The 20,384-nt window shown below is 45.3% G+C and carries 18 protein-coding genes and 1 other annotated feature; of the genes, 9 read left to right on the top strand and 9 right to left on the bottom strand.

Going from position 1 to position 20,384, the window contains the following annotated elements:
• Positions 1-18: 18 nt before the first annotated feature.
• Entirely contained in the window at positions 19-804 is a 786-nt protein-coding gene (ytvA, locus tag V756_RS0110670) for a YtvA family blue-light photoreceptor (protein ID WP_024714661.1), read from the bottom strand.
• Positions 805-1,196: 392 nt separating this feature from the next.
• Here ytvA and V756_RS0110665 point away from each other — a divergent pair, with 392 nt between their 5' ends.
• From V756_RS0110665 to V756_RS0110655, 3 genes are all read left to right on the top strand, one after another.
• Positions 1,197-1,532 (top strand): DUF4257 domain-containing protein, encoded by a 336-nt coding sequence (locus tag V756_RS0110665; RefSeq protein WP_024714660.1) that lies wholly within the window; start codon positions 1,197-1,199, stop codon positions 1,530-1,532.
• 103 nt (positions 1,533-1,635) lie between these two features.
• Positions 1,636-1,850 (top strand) — a binding site (T-box leader).
• A gap of 109 nt (positions 1,851-1,959) precedes the next feature.
• Positions 1,960-4,374, top strand: a complete 2,415-nt coding sequence (leuS, locus tag V756_RS0110660; RefSeq protein WP_024714659.1) for a leucine--tRNA ligase — start codon at positions 1,960-1,962, stop codon at positions 4,372-4,374.
• Positions 4,375-4,490: 116 nt separating this feature from the next.
• The gene (locus V756_RS0110655) at positions 4,491-4,802 is read left to right on the top strand and encodes a rhodanese-like domain-containing protein (protein WP_003237998.1); all 312 of its coding nucleotides are present in this window, start codon (positions 4,491-4,493) and stop codon (positions 4,800-4,802) included.
• 22 nt (positions 4,803-4,824) lie between these two features.
• On the opposite strand, the gene melA is transcribed toward V756_RS0110655, so the two are convergent.
• The 5 genes from melA to V756_RS0110630 are packed head-to-tail and all read right to left on the bottom strand — an operon-like array spanning position 4,825 to position 10,222.
• Positions 4,825-6,123, bottom strand: coding sequence for an alpha-galactosidase MelA (gene melA / locus V756_RS0110650; protein ID WP_024714658.1), 1,299 nt, complete (start codon positions 6,121-6,123; stop codon positions 4,825-4,827).
• 19 nt (positions 6,124-6,142) lie between these two features.
• Positions 6,143-6,973: a carbohydrate ABC transporter permease gene (locus V756_RS0110645; RefSeq protein WP_024714657.1), complete on the bottom strand. Its 831-nt coding sequence runs from the start codon at positions 6,971-6,973 to the stop codon at positions 6,143-6,145.
• A complete protein-coding gene (locus tag V756_RS0110640; RefSeq protein ID WP_024714656.1) occupies positions 6,970-7,881 on the bottom strand; it encodes a carbohydrate ABC transporter permease in 912 nt (303 codons plus the stop codon). Before V756_RS0110640 ends, V756_RS0110645 begins: the two co-directional genes overlap by 4 nt.
• The gene (locus tag V756_RS0110635; protein ID WP_024714655.1) at positions 7,874-9,154 is read right to left on the bottom strand and encodes an ABC transporter substrate-binding protein; all 1,281 of its coding nucleotides are present in this window, start codon (positions 9,152-9,154) and stop codon (positions 7,874-7,876) included. Before V756_RS0110635 ends, V756_RS0110640 begins: the two co-directional genes overlap by 8 nt.
• 33 nt (positions 9,155-9,187) lie before the next feature.
• Entirely contained in the window at positions 9,188-10,222 is a 1,035-nt protein-coding gene (locus V756_RS0110630) for a LacI family DNA-binding transcriptional regulator (protein ID WP_024714654.1), read from the bottom strand.
• Positions 10,223-10,779: 557 nt separating this feature from the next.
• On the opposite strand from V756_RS0110630, the gene bioB reads away from it, so the two are divergent.
• Both bioB and V756_RS0110620 read left to right on the top strand, forming a co-directional pair.
• Entirely contained in the window at positions 10,780-11,784 is a 1,005-nt protein-coding gene (gene bioB / locus V756_RS0110625) for a biotin synthase BioB (protein ID WP_172458993.1), read from the top strand.
• A 259-nt stretch (positions 11,785-12,043) separates the two neighbouring features.
• Positions 12,044-12,226 (top strand): sporulation protein Cse60, encoded by a 183-nt coding sequence (locus V756_RS0110620; protein ID WP_003223398.1) that lies wholly within the window; start codon positions 12,044-12,046, stop codon positions 12,224-12,226.
• A 37-nt stretch (positions 12,227-12,263) separates the two neighbouring features.
• On the opposite strand, the gene opuD is transcribed toward V756_RS0110620, so the two are convergent.
• Positions 12,264-13,799: a glycine betaine transporter OpuD gene (gene opuD, locus V756_RS0110615; protein ID WP_024714652.1), complete on the bottom strand. Its 1,536-nt coding sequence runs from the start codon at positions 13,797-13,799 to the stop codon at positions 12,264-12,266.
• Between the two features lie 176 nt (positions 13,800-13,975).
• Positions 13,976-15,238 (bottom strand): BaiN/RdsA family NAD(P)/FAD-dependent oxidoreductase, encoded by a 1,263-nt coding sequence (locus V756_RS0110610; protein ID WP_024714651.1) that lies wholly within the window; start codon positions 15,236-15,238, stop codon positions 13,976-13,978.
• Positions 15,239-15,442: 204 nt separating this feature from the next.
• Here V756_RS0110610 and murJ point away from each other — a divergent pair, with 204 nt between their 5' ends.
• Together murJ and V756_RS0110600 are read left to right on the top strand one after the other, a co-directional pair.
• Positions 15,443-17,077: a lipid II flippase MurJ gene (gene murJ, locus V756_RS0110605; RefSeq protein ID WP_024714650.1), complete on the top strand. Its 1,635-nt coding sequence runs from the start codon at positions 15,443-15,445 to the stop codon at positions 17,075-17,077.
• Positions 17,078-17,145: 68 nt separating this feature from the next.
• Positions 17,146-17,865: a pseudouridine synthase gene (locus V756_RS0110600; protein ID WP_024714649.1), complete on the top strand. Its 720-nt coding sequence runs from the start codon at positions 17,146-17,148 to the stop codon at positions 17,863-17,865.
• A 120-nt stretch (positions 17,866-17,985) separates the two neighbouring features.
• Here the strand turns inward: V756_RS0110600 and V756_RS0110595 are convergent, their stop codons facing one another.
• A complete protein-coding gene (locus tag V756_RS0110595) occupies positions 17,986-18,207 on the bottom strand; it encodes a DeoR family transcriptional regulator (protein ID WP_003152337.1) in 222 nt (73 codons plus the stop codon).
• Between the two features lie 288 nt (positions 18,208-18,495).
• Here V756_RS0110595 and V756_RS0110590 point away from each other — a divergent pair, with 288 nt between their 5' ends.
• Together V756_RS0110590 and V756_RS0110585 are read left to right on the top strand one after the other, a co-directional pair.
• Positions 18,496-19,206 carry an ABC transporter ATP-binding protein gene (locus tag V756_RS0110590; protein ID WP_024714648.1) on the top strand — a complete coding sequence of 237 codons (711 nt, stop codon included), beginning with the start codon at positions 18,496-18,498 and terminating at the stop codon, positions 19,204-19,206.
• Positions 19,203-20,360, top strand: coding sequence for an ABC transporter permease (locus V756_RS0110585; RefSeq protein WP_024714647.1), 1,158 nt, complete (start codon positions 19,203-19,205; stop codon positions 20,358-20,360). The genes V756_RS0110590 and V756_RS0110585 overlap by 4 nt, the downstream gene beginning before the upstream one ends.
• The last annotated feature ends 24 nt before the right edge of the window (positions 20,361-20,384 follow it).

Below are 20,384 nucleotides of genomic sequence, written 5' to 3'. Positions count from 1 at the left end.
CTGATGAGCGGGATCTTTTTACATGACAGGAAGAACGTTAACGGCATCCTTTACATTTGAAAATGTTTTCAACGATGAAAAATTAGCATCCAAACCATTCATTTTCATAGCCAATTCGGGCTTAATGCCGGTAATAATTAATTCGGTACCCGTCAATTTCAGCAAATGGCTCAGCTTGAAAATCTGATCGGCGGTTTGTTCGTTCACTTGGGCTAATCCAGATAAATCGATAATTAAATAATCATCCTTGGATGTTGTTAAAATTTTCGTCAATGTGCAGATAATGGAACTGAATCGCTCCTCAGTCAGGTTTCCGACTAGCGGAAGAGCTGAAATGCCGTTGCGTATCGGGACAATAGGCGTTGAAAGTGCAGTGATTTCTGTGAGGGAATCCTCTAGAAGCTTTTCATACTCTTTTTGCTGGGTGATGTCTTTTTGGATGCCGACAAAATAGGTCTTGCCTTCAATCTCGAGCGGATCAATATTCAATTCATTCCAGAACATCGTTCCGTCTTTTTTGTAGTTTTTGATCTGAACGGTAACCGGCTCTTTATTTTGTAAAGCGGTTCTGATCGTGTCCACTTCAGCGGGTTCTGTGTGTTTCCCCTGTAAGAATCGGCAGTTCTTTCCTAAAATCTCTCCGGCTTCATAACCGGTCATTTGAACAAAGCCTTGGTTTACGTAGACAATAGGATGATCCTCGAGTGCGGGGTCTGTAATGACCACACCGACTCGCGCGTGATCAAGCGCTTTTTTTATGACTTCCAGCTGTCCGTGCATGCCAAATGATTGAAAACTAGCCATATAAATCCCCCTTAGGCTGTCAGCTAACTGTGCGAAGCCTGGTATTCCCCTTTTTTAAAATGAATTCTACAGTAACCGTAGCATAACGTATGTTCTGATTCAAGCAAGCGCAGTTTGTTGTTTGTCATCAAGGCTTGTCCTCGTATACACTAAAATAAGAACAGAGATTGAACATATGACCGAAAGCAGCTAAGTGAGTGACTAGGTAAATGTCACTGGGTGAAAAATGAATCCAATGCATCAAGCTTATCGATCATGTGTTCACATATAATGGAAGAAACAAGCTTTTTTCAGATTTGCCAGTATGTAGATATCGAAAATCATCGGAATCGTTTAAGGGGGCTGGATGGCCTGAAGTCGCTTTACGAAATAAGGGCTTTAGGAAGGTGATGATGAAGATGCTGCATCAGGTACTTATTGCTTGTGTAATTGGAGGAATCATGGGGATTCTCGGTCATGTGAAAAAGAGAGGCAGGCTGGAGAAACCCAGAATGACGAAGCGGTTTATCTACCTTGGATTTTTGGAAGATTGGTTTATCGGAATGACAGCTTCCATTTTACTTGTATTATCCGCTGACCCCGATTCAGGAATTCAACTTGTCATCTTATCGATTATCTCAGGCTACGGCGGTGAAGCTGTTCTCAGAAGTTTTGACTTTGTGAGAGAAATGAACAGCGGCGGCGACCCAGCCGAGTCTAAACGTCAAACCAAAACTCCACCCGAATAATTGTCCTCAATCTTCGCCCGTTCAGGGTACATTCCCATTGTATACAAACCTGCTTGCACTTATGAACAGAATTCTATAAAATACAGTTAAGATTACGGTTGCGATAAGAACAATGAAGAGGAGCAGTAAGAAGCAGATATTGTTGCAGAGAGTTGACGGCTGGTGAAAGTCAATCAAGTTTGTTTCCGAACTCACCTCAGAGTTGCAGCGGTGAAAAGCCGCTGACGCATAACTGCGTTAAAAGTATCAAGTGAGTGCGGCGTATGCCGCGCTAACGAGGGTGGTACCGCGGGAAAACGAAAGTCTCTCGTCCCTTTTTGGGATGAGGGAGTTTTTTTTAGTTTGGGAATATTCTGAATATAGTTCGCTCCTTCCCGTCAATACTTGAACCATAAACGCCGTATTCAATTAGAAGGAGGTTTTTACTTTGAGTTTTCAGCACAAAGAGATAGAAAAGAAATGGCAAACATACTGGCTTGAAAACAAAACATTTGCCACTCTTGATCATAATGAAAAACAAAAATTTTACGCGCTGGACATGTTCCCTTATCCGTCAGGAGCGGGATTGCACGTCGGCCATCCCGAAGGATACACAGCTACAGATATCCTGTCCCGCATGAAGCGCATGCAGGGCTATGATGTCCTTCATCCGATGGGCTGGGACGCATTCGGCCTGCCGGCTGAGCAATATGCGCTTGACACAGGGAACGATCCAGCTGTGTTTACGAAGCAGAATATCGACAATTTCCGCCGTCAAATTCAATCGCTTGGTTTCTCATATGACTGGGACCGTGAAATCAATACGACTGACCCTGAATACTATAAATGGACGCAATGGATTTTCTTAAAGCTATACGAAAAGGGCCTTGCTTACGTTGACGAAGTGCCTGTAAACTGGTGCCCGGCTCTCGGTACGGTTCTTGCCAACGAAGAAGTCATTGACGGTAAGAGCGAACGCGGCGGCCATCCGGTAGAGAGACGTCCGATGAAGCAGTGGATGCTGAAAATCACCGCTTATGCGGACAGGCTTCTTGAAGACTTGGAAGAGCTTGACTGGCCGGAAAGCATTAAAGATATGCAGCGCAACTGGATCGGCCGTTCTGAAGGCGCTCACGTTCATTTTGCTATAGATGGACATGATGAATCCTTTACGGTGTTTACGACAAGACCAGACACGCTGTTTGGCGCTACATACACGGTACTTGCCCCGGAACATGCATTGGTGGAAAACATCACAACGGCTGAGCAAAAAGAAGCTGTTGAAGCATATATCAAAGAAATTCAATCAAAGAGTGACCTGGAGCGTACTGATCTTGCGAAAACAAAGACAGGCGTATTTACAGGAGCTTATGCGATCAATCCTGTAAACGGAGAGAAATTGCCGATCTGGATTGCGGATTACGTTCTTGCATCATACGGAACAGGTGCTGTCATGGCTGTTCCAGGACACGATGAGCGTGATTTTGAATTCGCCAAAACATTCGGCCTTCCGGTGAAGGAAGTTGTGAAAGGTGGAAACGTTGAGGAAGCGGCGTACACTGGCGACGGCGAGCACGTGAATTCTGATTTCCTGAACGGCCTTAACAAACAGGAAGCGATTGAGAAAGTGATTGCTTGGCTGGAAGAAACGAAAAACGGCGAGAAAAAAGTGACGTACCGTCTGCGCGATTGGCTTTTCAGCCGCCAGCGTTATTGGGGCGAGCCGATTCCGGTCATTCATTGGGAAGACGGAACATCAACGGCTGTGCCTGAAGAGGAGCTGCCGCTGATTTTGCCGAAAACGGATGAAATCAAACCGAGCGGAACAGGCGAATCACCGCTTGCGAACATTAAAGATTGGGTGGAAGTCACAGACCCTGAGACAGGGAAAAAAGGAAGAAGAGAAACGAATACGATGCCGCAATGGGCGGGAAGCTGCTGGTATTTCTTGCGCTACATTGATCCGCGCAATCCGGATCAGCTGGCATCACCAGAGAAGTTGGAAAAATGGCTTCCGGTTGATATGTATATTGGTGGCGCAGAACATGCCGTGCTCCATCTTCTGTATGCCCGCTTCTGGCATAAGTTCCTGTATGATATCGGCGTAGTGCCGACGAAAGAACCGTTCCAAAAGCTGTATAACCAAGGAATGATTCTCGGCGAAAACAACGAAAAAATGAGTAAATCGAAAGGGAACGTTGTCAACCCTGACGAAATCGTTGCCTCTCACGGTGCTGATACGCTCAGATTGTACGAAATGTTCATGGGACCGCTAGATGCTTCAATCGCTTGGTCTGAATCAGGATTAGACGGCGCGCGCCGCTTCCTTGACCGCGTATGGCGCCTGTTTGTAGAAGACAGCGGTGAGCTTAACGGCAAAATCGTTGACGGCGCAGGTGAAACATTGGAGCGCGTGTATCATGAAACAGTCATGAAGGTCACAGACCATTACGAAGGCCTTCGTTTCAACACGGGTATATCCCAGCTGATGGTCTTTATCAATGAAGCATATAAAGCAACAGAGCTGCCGAAGGAATATATGGAAGGCTTCGTGAAGCTTCTTTCTCCTATTGCGCCTCATTTAGCGGAAGAGCTTTGGGAGAAGCTTGGCCATTCCGGCACGATTGCATATGAAGCTTGGCCTGTTTATGATGAAACGAAACTTGTGGATGATGAAGTTGAAATCGTTGTTCAGCTGAACGGCAAAGTAAAAGCGAAATTACTGGTTCCTGCCGATGCGACGAAAGAACAGCTCGAACAGTTTGCTCAAGCCGATGAAAAGGTCAAAGAGCAGCTTGAAGGCAAAACGATTCGAAAAATCATCGCAGTGCCTGGCAAACTCGTCAATATTGTGGCAAACTAAGCCTAGAAAAATCCCCTTTGCGAAAAGGGGATTTTTCTAAATCAGTCTCGAAATAGCAATCGTCCAGCTGACTTTGATATACTAAAACATGATCATTGTGAATGGGAGTGTTTTCTTTGGAAATAAAAGAAATCAGCACAGCCGCTTTGAAAGAAAAAATTGAGGCGGACGAAGAATTATATTTGATTGATGTCAGAGAAGATGAAGAGGTTGCGGAAGGCATGATCCCGCAAGCCGTTCATATTCGCATGGGGGATATTCCTGAAAAAATGGACACCCTTGATAAAGACAAAGAGTACGTGTTTATCTGCCGCTCAGGAATGCGCAGCATGAATGTCTGCAGGTACTTGGATGAACAGGGCTTTAAAACAGTCAATGTCGAAGGCGGCATGATGGCTTGGGAAGGCGAAACAAAACCAAAAAACTAGGGGAGAGCGGTCCCCTAGTTTTTTATTTGTACGACGGAAGCCAATCGCCGTGCGCTTCAAATAAATCGTCGCACATGGAGATGATGTCATTCAAGGAAAGCTCCGCGCTTGTATGCGGATCAAGCATTGCGGCCTGGTAAACCGCTTCTTTTTTTCGTGTGACAGCGGCTTCAATTGTCATCAGCTGTGTATTAATATTCGTCCGGTTTAGGGCTGCGAGCTGCTCAGGCAGTTCTCCGGCGAAGCACGGGGTCACTTTTTTTCTGGCGGCGACGCATGTCACTTCCACAACGGCTTTTGAAGGAAGGTTGGTGATCAGTCCTGTGTTCAAGACGTTTCCTCCGAAGGTGAATGGCTCGTTCGTTTCCATCGCTTCGATTATTCTTGAACCATATTCCTTTGAACGTACGTGCGTAAGGTGTTTATTGTTGACGATATCATCCCGCATTTTCTCCCAATTTTGAATCTGCTTGACGCACCTTCTCGGATATTCGTCTAGCGGAATTTGCAGCTCGCTGATCAGCTCAGGGTAATTCCGTTTAATAAAGTACGGGTGATACTCTGCGTTGTGTTCGGATGATTCCGTGACATAATAGCCGAACTTATCCATCAATTCAAACCGCACCATATCATGATGCTTTGTTTTTTGTTTTTCTTTTGCTCTCCTTTTAATTTCCGGATAGAGATCTATACCGTCTTTTTTGACTTCCAAAAGCCAGGCCATATGATTGATTCCCGCGATGCGTTCCTCAATTCCGTCATGCTCCATTCCGAGAGATTTGAATAAATCCTTCGTGCACACTTGAACACTGTGGCAGAGCCCGATTGTTTTAATATTTGTATAGCGGAGCAGTGCGCCTGTAAGGGAGGCCATTGGATTTGTATAATTTAAAAACCACGCATCTGGGCACATGTCTTCCATATCTTTTGCGATATCAAATAAGACGGGGATGGTTCTGAGTGATCTGAAGATCCCGCCGATGCCGACTGTGTCGGCAATCGTTTGGCGCAGCCCGTACCGTTTCGGAATCTCAAAATCTATGACAGTGCTCGGTTTATATCCTCCAACCTGAATGGCATTGATGACATAGCTTGCGTTCTGCAAGGCAAGTTTTCTGTCATCGTAGCTGTTGATCGCCACACTCGGGTTATAGCGGTCTCGCAGATTTTCCAGCATGAGCTGGGATTCCTGCAGGCGTTTGGGGTCAATGTCGAAAAGAGCGAATTCAAACCCATTCAGTGCTTCTGTTAACAGGCAGTCTCCTAATACATTTTTGGCGAAAATGGTACTCCCTGCACCGATAAATGTAATCTTTTTCATATTGCTTCCTCCTTTAATGTTATCCCTTTACCGCTCCGGATGACAGGCCGGCAATGAAATATTTCTGCAGCGCCAAAAACAGAACAATCATCGGCAACATTGCCAAAAGAGCCGCTGCGGCAACTAAATGCAGATTGTTGGCGTTTTCTCCGAAAAACCCTGCCATGGCCACTGTTAATGTCTGAACCTTTTGATCTTGTAAAAAGAAAATCGCAAATTGATAGTCGTTCCATATAAAGACACAGGAAATAATACAGATGGTCGCTGTGATCGGCTTCAGCAGAGGAAACACGATCGTAAAAAAGATTTTCAGCATGCCCGCGCCGTCAATTTTTGCAGCTTCTTCAAGCTCTTTTGGAACTGTTGATCGGATAAAACCTGAATACAGGAATATGGTTAACGGCATGTAAGCCGCTGTATTGACGAAAATGGCGATGGCGTGTGTATTCACCATTCCGGCATCCACGACCATTCGGTATAAAGGCACCATGGATGTTAGCGGAGGGATGATCATAATGGAAATCAGCAAGGCGAAAACGGCTTTATTCAGCTTTGTTTCCCGCCGGGCAAGGGGGTAGGCGGCAAGTGAGCCGAATATGATCAATAACAAAGCAGAAAAGCCTGTGATGATGATGGTGTTTATAAAAGAGTTTCCAAGTGAAGCGCGCTCCCATGCCTCTGAAAAATTGCGGAAGGAGATATCGCCTGGAAACATCCATTTCGAACTGTAGTCTCCCTTTGCTTTTAATGAGGTGGTCAGCAGAATGTAAAAAGGAATAAAATGCGCACAGGCCACAATGGCGGCAAGAAGTGTAACGATCCGCAGATTTTTTGAACGGGCGGTTTTCATGACATTTCCGTCTCCTTTCTTTTAAAATACGCAAGCGCACAAAAGCTGATGATCAAAATGACAAATGCCATCAATATGCCTTGCGTTGCGGCATAGCCGGCATCCTGCCGTTTGAAATACAAATCATACATAAACGTGGACATGGATTGTGACGCATTCCCAGGGCCGCCAGCGGTGAGCGCGATAATGACGTCAAACAGCTTTAAGCCTCCAATGATGTTGATGACCATATTAATCGTTATTGAGGGCATTAACAGCGGCAGTGTAATGGTGAAAAACTGCTGGACTGGTTTCGCACCATCCATTTGCGCGGCTTCATAGTAATCCTTCGGAATGCTTTGCAGGCCGGCTAAGTAGACAATCATAGCGATCCCGACATATTGATAGGTGTTAATCAAAACGATGATCCAGGGATTCAGTGTTGGACTGGCGAGCGCATTGATCGGGCTGATGCTGAAGACACCGAGCAAATCGTTGAGCGCGCCTCCGTCATAGGAGAAGAAAAAGTACCAAATGTATCCCATAATGAGCGGACTGATCATCACAGGCAAATAGACAACGGTTCTTGTTATCGCTTTCATTTTGATGCTTTGCTTTAGAAGCAGGGCGTACAAGAGTCCGACCGCATTTTGGAAAAAGGTGCTGCCGAGCCCGTAAAGAAGCGTGTTTTTTAGAATGTGCCAAGTGTCAGGGTCAGTAAACAGCCTTTCATATTGCGCGAATCCCACCCATTGGTAGACTTGCGAAAAGCCGTTCCAGTTTGTAAAGGTGATCAATACGCCTTTCATAAACGGATAAATCATAAAGATCAGAACGGAGAGTAAAGCAGGAATGTACATCCACCAAAGTGAGGTCTGCTTTTTTGGCTTAACCTGTTTTACATGAATGTCCCTTGCAATCTCACTCATTGTTTTCAGCTCCCTGTGTTTCCGATTGCTCCCGGAGTCGTTTATATTCTCTTTTCAGCTTTTGCGAAATCTCTTGAGGCGTCAAAATATCAGCCGCAAGTTCCTGCCCGGCTGTCCCCAGGACGTCCCACATTCCGTTAGGCAAGTATAAACGATCGAAGTAAGGTTCGACTTTGACATTTTGATAATGCTCATAGTCATTTGCATAGTAAATATCAGCTTTCACATTGGTCAGACCCGAGGGAAGCGAGGTGGCTTCAGCCATTTGTTTGGCATTAGCGGGACGTGCCATAAATGAAATAAATTCTTTTGCTTCTTTTAGTTGAGGTGAGTCTTTCCATGCTGCGAGCGTATAGCGTTCACCGCCGATCCATATCGGGGCATCTCCGGCATGTATCGCAGGTGTGGGGATAATGCCGACCTCGACGTTTGGATTGATTTGGGCAACATCGTGGCCGAGTGTGCCGCCTTGCATTGTAAAGGCGATTTTGTTTTGGGCCATTAATTCAATGAGCTGAGATTTTTTTGCGGTTACAGCGTCGATATTGATCAGTTTTTCTTTCTGCATTTGTTTAAGGATGTCTGATAAATAAGTGAATTTGCTCCACTGAAAGGTGCCGTTAATGAGCTGTTTTTTTTCGTTATGGGCGGGATCTGTAATGAGAAGAGGTGTAGCGAATTGGTCGTAATATTGGGCGAATGAGCTTTTGTCATATCCGGCAAACCAGAAGGGGGCAATCTTTCCCTTGCTCATTTCTTTAATCGTTCTCAGTGCTTTCATAAAGTCATCAATCGTTTCCGGCGGGTCAATGCCATAACGGTCTAACATATTGCGGTTATACGCCAGTCCGTCTTTTGCCTGATTGATCGGATAGGCATACACCTTTCCGTTTTTATTTTTGAGAATGCTGTTTAAATGTGGATCGAGGTTTTGAGTCCATTTCATATCCCGGAGATCCGCTGTATATTCTCCGTACCTGATTTTCCCCCAGCCATGTGTATCAAAAAGATCAGGCAAATCATTGGCAGCCATTCTGACACGCGTCATATTTTCATAGTCATTGCCTGGGAAATGAAGGCTGACACGAATGTCACTGTGTTCCTTTTCAAACGCTGCCGCAAGTTTTCTGAACGTAGCTCTTTCACTGTCCGTTGACATTGTAGAATAAATGGTTAACGTCTTTTTTGCGGTGTCCGCTGAGCTTTTCTCTGCTGAACAGCCGGGCAGAATAAGCAGAATAAGAGAGAGAAATAAAACAAAAGTGTATTTCATCTTTTCCTCCTTATCATCGTGATGAATGCTTGCTTATGTCACCTCCTTAGCTGGACATCCGCAGCTTTGTCTCACGATTAAAGTGGTGGGCAGGGTGACGCAGTGAGGAAGCGTTCGGCCATTGAGGCAGTCCAGCAGCAGTTTTACGCCTGTCCGTCCCATTTCCTCTGTATACACCTTCACTGTCGTTAAAGGCGTGCTGGCAAATTCAGCTTCTTCAATCCCGTTAAAGCTGACAATCGCTGTATCCCGCGGCACTTGCAGTCCGGCTTCCTGAAGCGCTTTTAACGCGCCGATCGCCATAGAATCGCTCGCGATAAAGAATGCGTCCGGCAGATGGCCTTGAGCGATTGCTTTCTTCATCAGGCGATAGCCCTCACGCATGCTGTATTCTCCGACCAGCACATGCTCAGGCTGGGGCGCGGCGGACTTCAAAAAGACAGTCAGGCGTTTGTCTTCGATGGTTCTGCGAATGCTTTGGCCATCCTTCAGCGTATGCTCTTTTTCTTGCCCGCCAATGTAGCCTAGCCGTTTGTAGCCTAGATTGAAAAGATGATCAATCGCTTGGCGTGAAGCCGCTTCAAAATCGATGCCAATCGAATCGTACGCTTGAGGATCAGGAGAGTGATTGATAAATACGGCATGCTCCAGCCGTCCGCTGATGTGCGTAACGGCTTCATCATGAACTCGGCCGATGACAATGACACCATCCAGTTCCCGCAAGATATGCTCCTGAAAGGAACCGAGATGAATCGAATTTGTAATGAAGATTTTCTGTTCAAAGCATTCCTTTTCAATGCCTTTGCGAATGGAAGAAAAATAAGGGTCCTGCCGTTCCTGATCGGGAGACAGGCAGCTCAGCACGCCGATCAGCGGCTGAGCACGATGTTTTTGTCTGCGGGATTTCCGGCGTTTGGAAACTGTTTGATAGCCGAGCTCTTCAGCGATATGGATGACTCGTTGTCTCGTTTCGCCCGCAACAGAAAGCGACTCATCTTCATTTAAAATTCTGGAAACAGTCGCGCTGGAAACTTTAGCTTTCAAGGCGATATCTTTAATCCGAACCATAGGTATCCCTCTCATCTATTTAGTAAAATATAAACTCATTGTGTTTTTTGATAAATTGATACTATCATATAAAAGTAAGCGGTTACAATAACTGTTTTCGGAAAATTTTGTTATATTTACTTAATATTTAGTAAACGATGCGATTTGTAAAAATAAAGGGGAAACCAGATCTGCCTCTTAAATGTGAAGTAAGCGAAGGAAACATCATTGAAACGCCCCTGCTTGATGTAAACGGATATGAAAAGGTGTCTGCATATTACAGTCATAAGGCATGGAGCTGTCCGGTTTTTGCAAAAGTAAAAGATCGAAACTGGGGGGCTGTTTTATGTTAAAACGGTCTTTTGGTTTTCTTTTACCTGGCTGACATCAATTGATGCTTTCGTCTATTGACAGAAACAAGTGAGAACAATAATATTCTAATTGTTAACGTTTTTTATAATTGGTTAACATTTTAAGTGGGAAGCACCACATGTTCTTCAGTGATCAGTGAAAGGGCGGGAAGGGATGAAAGAAGAAACATTTTATCGTGTCAGAATGAATCAAGTGGGGGTATGAGAATGAAATGGATGGAACTCGCAGACCGGGTGCTGGCCGGAGCAGAAGTGACAGACGAAGAGGCGCTTTCGATATTAAACTGTCCAGATGAAGATATTTTGCTTTTGATGCATGGGGCTTTTCACATCAGAAAACACTTTTACGGAAAAAAAGTGAAGCTCAATATGATTATGAATGCCAAATCAGGGCTCTGTCCGGAAAACTGCGGCTATTGTTCACAGTCCGCGATTTCGAAAGCGCCGATTCAGTCTTACCGGATGGTGAATAAGGAAACGCTTCTTGAAGGCGCAAAGCGGGCGCACGATCTGAATATCGGCACATATTGTATCGTGGCAAGCGGCAGGGGGCCGTCTAACAGAGAAGTGGATCAGGTCGCAGATGCGGTGCGGGAAATGAAAGAGACATATGGACTGAAGGTTTGTGCGTGTCTCGGACTGTTAAAGCCTGAGCAGGCGAAACGGCTGAAGGAAGCTGGAGTAGACCGCTATAATCATAATTTGAATACGTCACAGCGAAATCATTCAAACATCACGACTTCACATACATACGACGACAGGGTTCATACGGTTGAAATGGCAAAAGAATCGGGGCTGTCTCCATGTTCAGGCGCCATTATCGGAATGAAGGAGACGAAACAGGATGTCATCGATATCGCAAAAAGCTTGAAGGCTCTTGACGCGGATTCCATTCCGGTGAATTTTTTGCATGCGATTGACGGCACGCCATTAGAAGGTGTCAACGAACTCACTCCGCTGTACTGTTTAAAAGTGCTGGCGCTGTTCCGTTTTATCAATCCATCAAAAGAAATCCGTATTTCCGGAGGAAGAGAGGTTAATCTCCGCTCATTGCAGCCATTAGGCCTTTACGCCGCAAATTCCATTTTTGTCGGAGATTACTTAACAACTGCCGGCCAGGAAGAGACGGAGGATCATAAAATGCTGAGTGATTTGGGCTTTGAAGTTGAATCAGTCGAAGAAATGAAGGCTGGTTTAATGGCGAAAAGCTGAGAGAATCCATAAGCAATCGGTGTGATGTCTGTCGCCGTATTTGCAGTATACGCTCCTCGTGCTTTCGCTCTCTCTTTTTCCAGCGTCAGCTGATCTGCTGTTCATCTGCGGGTTGTTTATGCCGTACTGCTGAAAGTCGGGCGGCAAGACGGTGAGCCAGGAGACGCCATAGTTATCTGGAGAGCGGGGCGAAAATGATTTCTCTATCATAACGCTGTTCCAAACGGAATAGATTGATAGAGAAAGGAGAGCGGATAAGATGCTGAAGGTGGCGGTATTTGATGAAGAGCATGAAAAAGACTTGCAGACAGAAATCAATTCATTTTTAAAAGGGATATCGGAGGAGCAGCTGATTGATATCAAATATACGGTGTCGGCGGCGTGTGACCCAGATGGCGAGCAGCTTTACTGTTTTTCCGCCCTTATTTTATATCGCAAATAAAAAGATCTTCCCGCAGGTGCGGAAAGATCTTTTTTTGTTAATAAGCCTTTTTTACTCTTGGACTTCTCGGTTTATCGATTTTCTCCGCTTTTCTGATCTCTCTTCGTTCTTTTGAGAGTGATTTATAGAGAGAGGCAATCATCAGCAGAATGACGATAGAAAATGGCAGTGCTGCCAGAATCGCTGTGTTCTGCAAAGCGGCAAGCCCGCCGGAATATAGGAGCACAGCCGCCACGGCGGACTGAATGATCCCCCAGCTGAGTTTCACAGAATTTGCCGGATTTAAAGAACCGTAGGACGTCTGCATGCCCAGCACGAATGTCGCTGAGTCAGCAGATGTGATAAAGAATACAGCGATCAGAACCAACGCAAGGATCGATGTCACCATTGTCAGCGGATAGTGATCAAGTGTTCCGAACAGCATCGTTTCAGTTGAAAGCTTTGCTATATCGAATGTGTTTTTTTGCTGAAGATCCATGGCTGATACGCCGAAAATAGAGAACCATAGAAATGCCAAAATACAAGGTGTCACCAAGACGCCGATTAAAAATTCGCGGATCGTCCGGCCTCTGGATACACGGGCGATGAAAATGCCGACAAACGGGGACCAGGAAATCCACCATGCCCAATAGAAAATCGTCCAGTCATTAATCCACTCGCGTTTTTCGGGGTCGTTCGGTGTCAGTCTGAAGCTCATTTGAACGATATTTTGAATGTATTGGCCGATAGAATCTGTAAATGAGTTCATGATCAGCACAGTCGGACCGACAACGAGCATAAACAGCATTAACAGTCCTGCCAAAACCATGTTTGTGTTGCTCAAATACTTAATGCCTTTTCCAAGTCCGCTCCACGCAGAAAGCAAAAAGAGCACTGTCACAATGACAATTAAAATAAATTGAACCACAAAGCTATTCGGAATGCCGAATAGGTAATTCAAACCGCCGTTAATTTGGGTCGCACCGAGCCCAAGACTTGTCGACACCCCGACAACAGTTGCGAAAACAGCGATGCAGTCAATTAATTTGCCGATCGGGCCGTTTGCTCTATCGCCGAGAATCGGTGACAGCGTGCTGCTGATTAATCCGGGAGCGCCTTTGCGGAATTGGAAATAGGCGATGCATAATGCCACAATGGCATAAATGGCCCAAGCGTGCAAACCCCAGTGGAAAAACGTATAGCGGAGCGCATCTCTGAAAGCTTGGGGCGTTTCTGTTTCACCTGATGGAGAGCTAATTGCGTAATGGCTGATCGGTTCAGCCGCACCGTAGAATACTAAGCCGATTCCCATGCCTGCGCTGAACAGCATGGCAAACCATGTTAGTAACCCGAATTCCGGTTTTTCATCGGGTTTTCCGAGTTTGATTTTTCCAATCGGGCTGAAAATAAAAAAGAGACAGAACCCGACAAACAAAGAGACAACTAAAAGATAATACCAGCCAAATGAATTGGTAATAAACGCTTGTGCAGATTGAGACACATTTTGCAGGCTGTCGGGAGCAATAACGCCCCACAATACAGCTGCGGCTGTGATGGAAATCACAATCCAAAATACACTGGATATATGTTTCAAATACTCTCACCCTCTAATTTTTTGTGTGCGCCTATATTTTGCTTGGAAACTTAGTATGGCCGTACGCAGGCAGATCATCCTTCTCTTAAAATTACCCCGCAATCAGGTGAAACAAAACATGTCCCGCCCTATCATGAATGCGGAGAAGTTCAATGATTCATAGTGTGAAGTAATGGTTAAGAACGGGCGAATTGTCCGGCATTGAGTCCTGCGAGTCTGCCTGTGACAAGGGCTGACGTAATATTGTACCCGCCTGTGTAGCCGTGGATATCCAAGATTTCGCCGCAAAAATACAAGCCCTCCATCTTTTTAGAAGCCATCTTTTTCGGGTCAACTTCTTTTACAGATACCCCGCCACCCGTGACAAAAGCCTTGTCAAGAGACAGTGTGCCGTTTGCGAGAACGGTAAATTGCTTGCAGTCCTTTACAAATTGTCTGAAAGGGTCCTTCGGCAGCTCAGAAAACGATACGTTCGGAGAGATGCCGTTTTTTTCAAGCAAGAAGAGGAGATAGCGCTCCTGCATCCAAGGCTTCAGCACGTTTTTAATCGTTTTTTTCGGTGCGTCCTTTAGCTCTTTATACATCTTTTGGAATAGCGTTTCTTCATTAATATCCGGATACAAATCAATCTTGATTGGCACTTGGGGCTGTTTTTTCAGCTCTTTCACCACAAATTGGCTGCATCTGAGAATGGCGGGGCCTGAGAGGCCGAAATGCGTAAACAGCATGTCCATTTTATGTGTGATGATCGGTTTGCCTTTTTTATTTAACACACTGACAGCGGCATCTCTTAGTGATAAGCCCTGAAGTATTTTTTGCTTAATAAACTGCTCGCCAGATGTGACGGGAACCTCTGTCGGAAACAGCTCTGTTATCGTATGGCCTGCGGCTTCAGCCCATTCATAGCCGTCTCCCGTGCTTCCGGTATGAGGCACGCTTTTACCGCCGACAGCAATAATGACTGCCTGACTATGGATCATTTCGCCATTATTTGTCACAATCCCTGCTGCGCGCCCATCTTCATATATAACAGACTTAATCTTCTCATTCGTTCTGATCGTTACGCGCAGCTGTTTCAGCCTGTTTAACAATGCGTCAACGACACTTTGGGCTTTGTCGGTCACAGGAAACATCCTGCCATGATCCTCTTCCTTCAATTGAATCCCGAGATTTTCAAAAAACTTGATAATGTCTTCATTACTAAATTCAGAAAACGCGCTGTATAAAAAACGCCCGTTGCCGGGGATGTGTTTAATAATTTCATCCACAGGAAGGCGGTTCGTCACATTGCAGCGGCCGCCCCCGGAAATCGCGAGTTTCCGTCCCAATTTATTTCCTTTATCTATCAGCAACACGTGAGCTCCCTGTTCTCCTGCTGCAATCGCAGCCATCAAGCCTGAAGGGCCTCCTCCGATTACGATAACGTCAAATTGTTTCATCTTTATCATCAACTTTCTTTTTCCATTTCGTGTGCGAACGCTCTGTCCGCAGTACTATTATAGCGAAAGACAGACTCTCCTTAAACGTCTTTTGCAGTGAAACTGAATGTTCACAAGTTTGCTTTTGTATTTATTACCGTCTAAATGCCTAGTTGTGGTAAAATAGAAAAGTTGAATCTTCGTAGAAAATGGTGATGAAGAAACATGTCAAGCAAACTGTTAAGAGGCACGTTTGTGTTAACGCTCGGTACGTACATATCGCGAATTCTGGGAATGGTCTATTTAATTCCCTTCAGCATTATGGTCGGGGCGACAGGCGGTGCGTTATTTCAATACGGATACAACCAATACACTTTATTTTTGAATATCGCTACGATGGGCTTTCCGGCTGCTGTTTCAAAATTTGTTTCCAAATATAATTCCAAAGGGGATTATGAAACAAGCCGAAAAATGCTCAAGGCGGGTATGTCGGTTATGCTCGTCACAGGAATGATTGCCTTTTTCATTCTGTATTTATCCGCTCCGATGTTTGCGGAAATATCGCTGGGCGGCAAGGACAATAACGGCCTGACAATAGATCATGTCGTTTATGTCATCCGCATGGTTAGCTTAGCGCTTTTGGTCGTGCCGATTATGAGCCTTGTCCGCGGATTCTTCCAAGGTCATCAAATGATGGGGCCGACAGCTGTTTCCCAAGTTGTTGAACAGATTGTCCGCATCATCTTTTTATTGAGTGCGACATTCTTAATATTGAAGGTGTTCAACGGCGGTCTTGTCATCGCTGTCGGTTATGCGACCTTCGCAGCGCTGATCGGCGCCTTCGGGGGACTGATCGTGCTGTATATTTATTGGAACAAACGGAAGAGCAGCCTGCTGGCAATGGCGCCGAATACGGGGCCGACAGCAAATTTAAGCTACAAGAAAATGTTTCTCGAGCTGTTCAGCTATGCCGCTCCGTACGTTTTTGTCGGACTGGCCATCCCTTTGTACAACTATATTGATACAAATACGTTTAACAAAGCGATGATTGAAGCAGGCCATCAAGCCATCAGCCAGGACATGCTGGCGATTCTTACCCTGTATGTGCAGAAGCTCGTCATGATCCCGGTTTCGCTTGCAACTGCTTTCGGCCTGACATTAATTCCAACGATTACTGAATCGTTTACAAGCGGAAATTATAAACTGCTGAATCAGCAGATTAATCAAACGATGCAGACGATCCTGTTTTTAATTATTCCTGCTGTTGTCGGGATCTCTGTATTGGCTGGGCCGACATATACGTTCTTTTACGGATCTGAAAGCCTTCTACCTGAACTTGGGGCAAACATTCTGTTTTGGTATTCCCCGATTGCGATTCTGTTCTCTTTATTTACGGTCAACGCAGCCATTCTGCAGGGCATCAATAAACAAAAATTTGCGGTTGTCAGCCTTGTCATCGGTGTAGTGATCAAGCTTGTGCTGAATGTTCCGCTGATCAAGCTGATGCAGGCGGACGGCGCGATTTTAGCGACGGCGCTAGGTTATATCGCTTCACTTTTATATGGATTTATCATGATTAAACGTCATGCAGGCTATTCGTATAAGGTATTAGTCAAACGGACTGTATTGATGCTGGTTTTGTCCGCCGTTATGGCTGTAGCCGTGAAAATCGTGCAATGGTTATTAAGTTTCTTTATTTCCTATCAGGATGGCCAGCTTCACGCTGCGATTATTGTGGTGATTGCGGCCGCTGTTGGCGGAGCTGTCTACCTGTATTGCGGCTACCGGTTAGGATTTTTGCAGAAAATATTAGGACGCCGTTTGCCGGGATTCTTAAAAAGAGGCAAACATGCCGGCTGATGAACAAAATATAGTACAATAGAAGGCTCGCATGCTGCGGGCTTTCTTTTATAAAGGAGAGATTGGGAATGAGACTTGATAAGCTGCTTTCCAATAGCGGGTATGGTTCCAGAAAAGAAGTCAAAGCTGTTGTGAAGGCGGGGGCCGTCATGGTCGACGGCAAACCGGCCAAAGATGTAAAGGCGCACGTTGATCCTGATACGCAGGAGGTTACCGTATACGGTGAACCGGTTGATTACCGCGAGTTCATTTATTTGATGATGAACAAACCGCAGGGAGTGCTGTCGGCGACTGAGGACAGCCGTCAGCAAACAGTGGTCGATCTGCTGACGCCGGAAGAGATGAGATTTGAGCCGTTTCCAGCCGGCCGGCTTGATAAAGATACAGAGGGCTTTTTGCTGCTCACAAATGACGGCCAGCTCGCACACAGGCTCCTTTCGCCTAAAAAGCATGTTCCAAAAACGTATGAAGTTCACCTAACATCACAGATTTCACGAGAAGACATCTCCGATTTGGAAGCTGGTGTTTACATAGAAGGCGGCTATAAAACAAAGCCGGCAAAAGCGGAAATCAAAGCAAACGATAGCGGCAATACCGTGATATACCTGACGATTACAGAAGGTAAATACCATCAAGTCAAGCAGATGGCAAAGGCTGTCGGCAATGAAGTGATTTATCTGAAGCGGCTTTCGATGGGGCCGGTTGCCTTGGATCCCGCTCTGGAGCCGGGAGAATACCGTGAACTTACAGAAGAAGAACTTCATTTGCTGAAAGAGCCGCAGGCATGAAAAAATCCCGCATTTCGATGCGGGATTTTTTTTATATAAGCACACAAAAACAAGGCTTAGGAGATTCTGCGCCCTGTATCTATCAGGCCGCACACAGGCGGCCATATGTAATTTTGCAATTTAAGAGGTAATTTTTACTTTCTTTCTCGTTGTCTCCCACTTGCCACGGCTTGGACTATGAACAAGATCATTGTATGCCAACACATTTAAGTCTCTTTGAATCGTTCTAGGTGTAATGCCGAATTCGTCAACCAGTTCCTGTGTTGTCACAAGACCTTTTTCTTGGATAAACATGTAAACTGATTTGATTCGAGTTAGCATACGGTTTGTTGAAGGTTTCAAAAAACCACTCCCTATCATAAGATCGGATGGACTTGACTAACCACAACTCACGACTATCAACTGCGTACGAAATAGCAACTAAGGCAGACATCTAAAGTTTTTAGATAATTCGCCCTCATTATACACGAAATCGCAGTGATGAATCTAGGGATAACTCCTATTAATTTTTTCCAATACGAGCTGGGCAGCCATCCTTGTTGGATTACTATGTATTTCGGCTTAATATTATTATGGTTAAAGAAACTTTTTTTATTCTGTTTCGTAGTAAATATTGGAGGTGGGTGACATTTGACAAAATTGCTTGAAGCTTCTATAAAACAGGCGGGGTATACAAGCCGAAAAAAAGTGCTCACCGATGTGTTTTTGGAAGTCGGAAAAGGGGAGCTGGTCGGGCTGATCGGAGCTAACGGTGCCGGGAAAAGCACCGCAATTAAAGCGATACTCGGCCTCTCGGAATACTTTAAAGGGGATATTACTTGGAACGACAGTTCATTCGCATATATTCCTGAGCATCCGTCCTTTTACGAAGAACTGACGCTGTGGGAGCATTTGGATCTGATCAGCACGCTCCACGGCATCGAGGAGGATGAATGTACGCGGCGGGCCCAAAGTCTGCTGCAGACGTTTTCGCTAGATCATGTCATGCATGAGCTGCCTGTCACCTTTTCGAAAGGCATGCAGCAAAAACTGATGCTGATCCAGGCCTTTCTCGCTAAGCCGGATGTGTATGTGATTGATGAACCATTCATCGGTCTCGACCCGATATCGACGAAACGCTTTGTGGACATGCTTAAAGCCGAAAAAGAACGGGGAGCCGGCATTCTCATGTGCACGCACGTACTCGATACCGCGGAAAAAATCTGTGACCGATTTTATATGATTGAGAAAGGTTCTTTATTTCTCCAAGGCACGTTAAAAGATATTCAGGACAAGACTGGATTAAAGGAGCAGTCATTGCTCGACTGTTTTTATAAGGCGGTTCAAGGTGATCGGCCATGAACGGGCGTACGCTCTTTTTTCGAAGGCTGTTTGACTATTACAAGTATCAGTTTAAAGTATTGCATGCTGTTATTGACTGGACAGTCGCTCTCTACATTGTTTTGCCGGCGCTTGCTTTTTTGATCTATCAGTATATTGATTTGCTGAACGGAAGAGGCCTTTTTTATGAGTGGTCTGAGGTGATGGGATGGAGATGGCTGTATGCTGTGTGTGTGTTGATCGTGTGCACAGGCAAGGTCCATACATTTTTAATGGAAGCGGACAAAGTGTTTTTGCTGCAGAAGAAAGAGATGATCTATCAGCTAAAACGGTACGCGCTTGTGTATTCTTTTTTGATCACGCTGGCGAAATGGATGCTGCTCTTTTGCATTGTTTTTCCTTTCATCCGTCATTCTGTTCACATCACATTGACAGAAAGCGCAGCCCTATTGTGTTACCTGTTTGGCCTTCATGCATTCTTTTTATCCTTAAAACAAGACACGATCAGAAAGCGGCGCTCCATTTCGAGATGGCTTGCTGACATTCTTTTCAGAGCCGTTCTTTTCTCCGGTTCTGCTGCTCTGATGGCTTTTACTGATTGGCGTTTGCTTGCGCTCACTGGCATTTTGTTTTTGATTTTCGCATTCTGGCGCGGTTTGAAAAAGGCAGCTTCAATCTTGGGTTTTGAAGCAGAGGTGATGGAAGAGAAAAAAAGCAGATTGGCGCTTGCAGGCCTTGTGATGATGATGAGCCAGGAGGCGGGAATCCCGAAGGTAAAAGATAGAATGAGAAGAAAACCGTTATTTTACCGGAATTCAAAAAGGATATTTAAAAAACGGACAATCTGTACTGGCTATAAGGAGTTGTTTTTCAAAGTCATGCTGAGGAATGGCGAGTATATGAGGCACATGTACATGTTATTGTCAGCGTTCACTGTTCTGCTATTTGTCTCCCCGATCTGGCTGAAGCTGATTGTGCTGTTCGTGTATACAGGTGTTTGCCGTTATCTCCTTACGCTTATTTTTGACAAGATCATGGATGCTCCTTTTTTAATTGGCGCTGATAAGGAAAGTGATGAGTATTACCGGGCCCGAAAAAGCTGTATCAACACGCTGCACTATGCGTTTGCCGCCTGCTGTTTTTTAGCGGCCGCTGTTTCTTTATTGTTTACATAAAAAAACCCAAACGGCGGCGTTTGG

This window comes from Bacillus tequilensis KCTC 13622, from assembly GCF_000507145.1.
Lineage (GTDB): Bacteria > Bacillota > Bacilli > Bacillales > Bacillaceae > Bacillus > Bacillus tequilensis.
The sequence above is the reverse complement of the archived record's forward strand: the minus strand, read 5'-3'. Positions and strand labels throughout refer to the sequence as shown.

Bases quoted from the DNA above. Each gene is read 5' to 3' on its own strand.
- ytvA (WP_024714661.1), bottom strand. From the start codon at position 804: ATGGCTAGTTTTCAATCATTTGGCATGCACGGACAGCTGGAAGTCATA.
- V756_RS0110665 (WP_024714660.1), top strand. From the start codon at position 1,197: ATGAAGATGCTGCATCAGGTACTTATTGCTTGTGTAATTGGAGGAATC.
- melA (WP_024714658.1), bottom strand. From the start codon at position 6,123: ATGAAAAAGATTACATTTATCGGTGCAGGGAGTACCATTTTCGCCAAA.
- V756_RS0110645 (WP_024714657.1), bottom strand. From the start codon at position 6,973: ATGAAAACCGCCCGTTCAAAAAATCTGCGGATCGTTACACTTCTTGCC.
- V756_RS0110640 (WP_024714656.1), bottom strand. From the start codon at position 7,881: ATGAGTGAGATTGCAAGGGACATTCATGTAAAACAGGTTAAGCCAAAA.
- V756_RS0110635 (WP_024714655.1), bottom strand. From the start codon at position 9,154: ATGAAATACACTTTTGTTTTATTTCTCTCTCTTATTCTGCTTATTCTG.
- V756_RS0110630 (WP_024714654.1), bottom strand. From the start codon at position 10,222: ATGGTTCGGATTAAAGATATCGCCTTGAAAGCTAAAGTTTCCAGCGCG.
- bioB (WP_172458993.1), top strand. From the start codon at position 10,780: ATGAAATGGATGGAACTCGCAGACCGGGTGCTGGCCGGAGCAGAAGTG.
- V756_RS0110620 (WP_003223398.1), top strand. From the start codon at position 12,044: ATGCTGAAGGTGGCGGTATTTGATGAAGAGCATGAAAAAGACTTGCAG.
- V756_RS0110610 (WP_024714651.1), bottom strand. From the start codon at position 15,238: ATGAAACAATTTGACGTTATCGTAATCGGAGGAGGCCCTTCAGGCTTG.
- murJ (WP_024714650.1), top strand. From the start codon at position 15,443: ATGTCAAGCAAACTGTTAAGAGGCACGTTTGTGTTAACGCTCGGTACG.
- V756_RS0110600 (WP_024714649.1), top strand. From the start codon at position 17,146: ATGAGACTTGATAAGCTGCTTTCCAATAGCGGGTATGGTTCCAGAAAA.
- V756_RS0110585 (WP_024714647.1), top strand. From the start codon at position 19,203: ATGAACGGGCGTACGCTCTTTTTTCGAAGGCTGTTTGACTATTACAAG.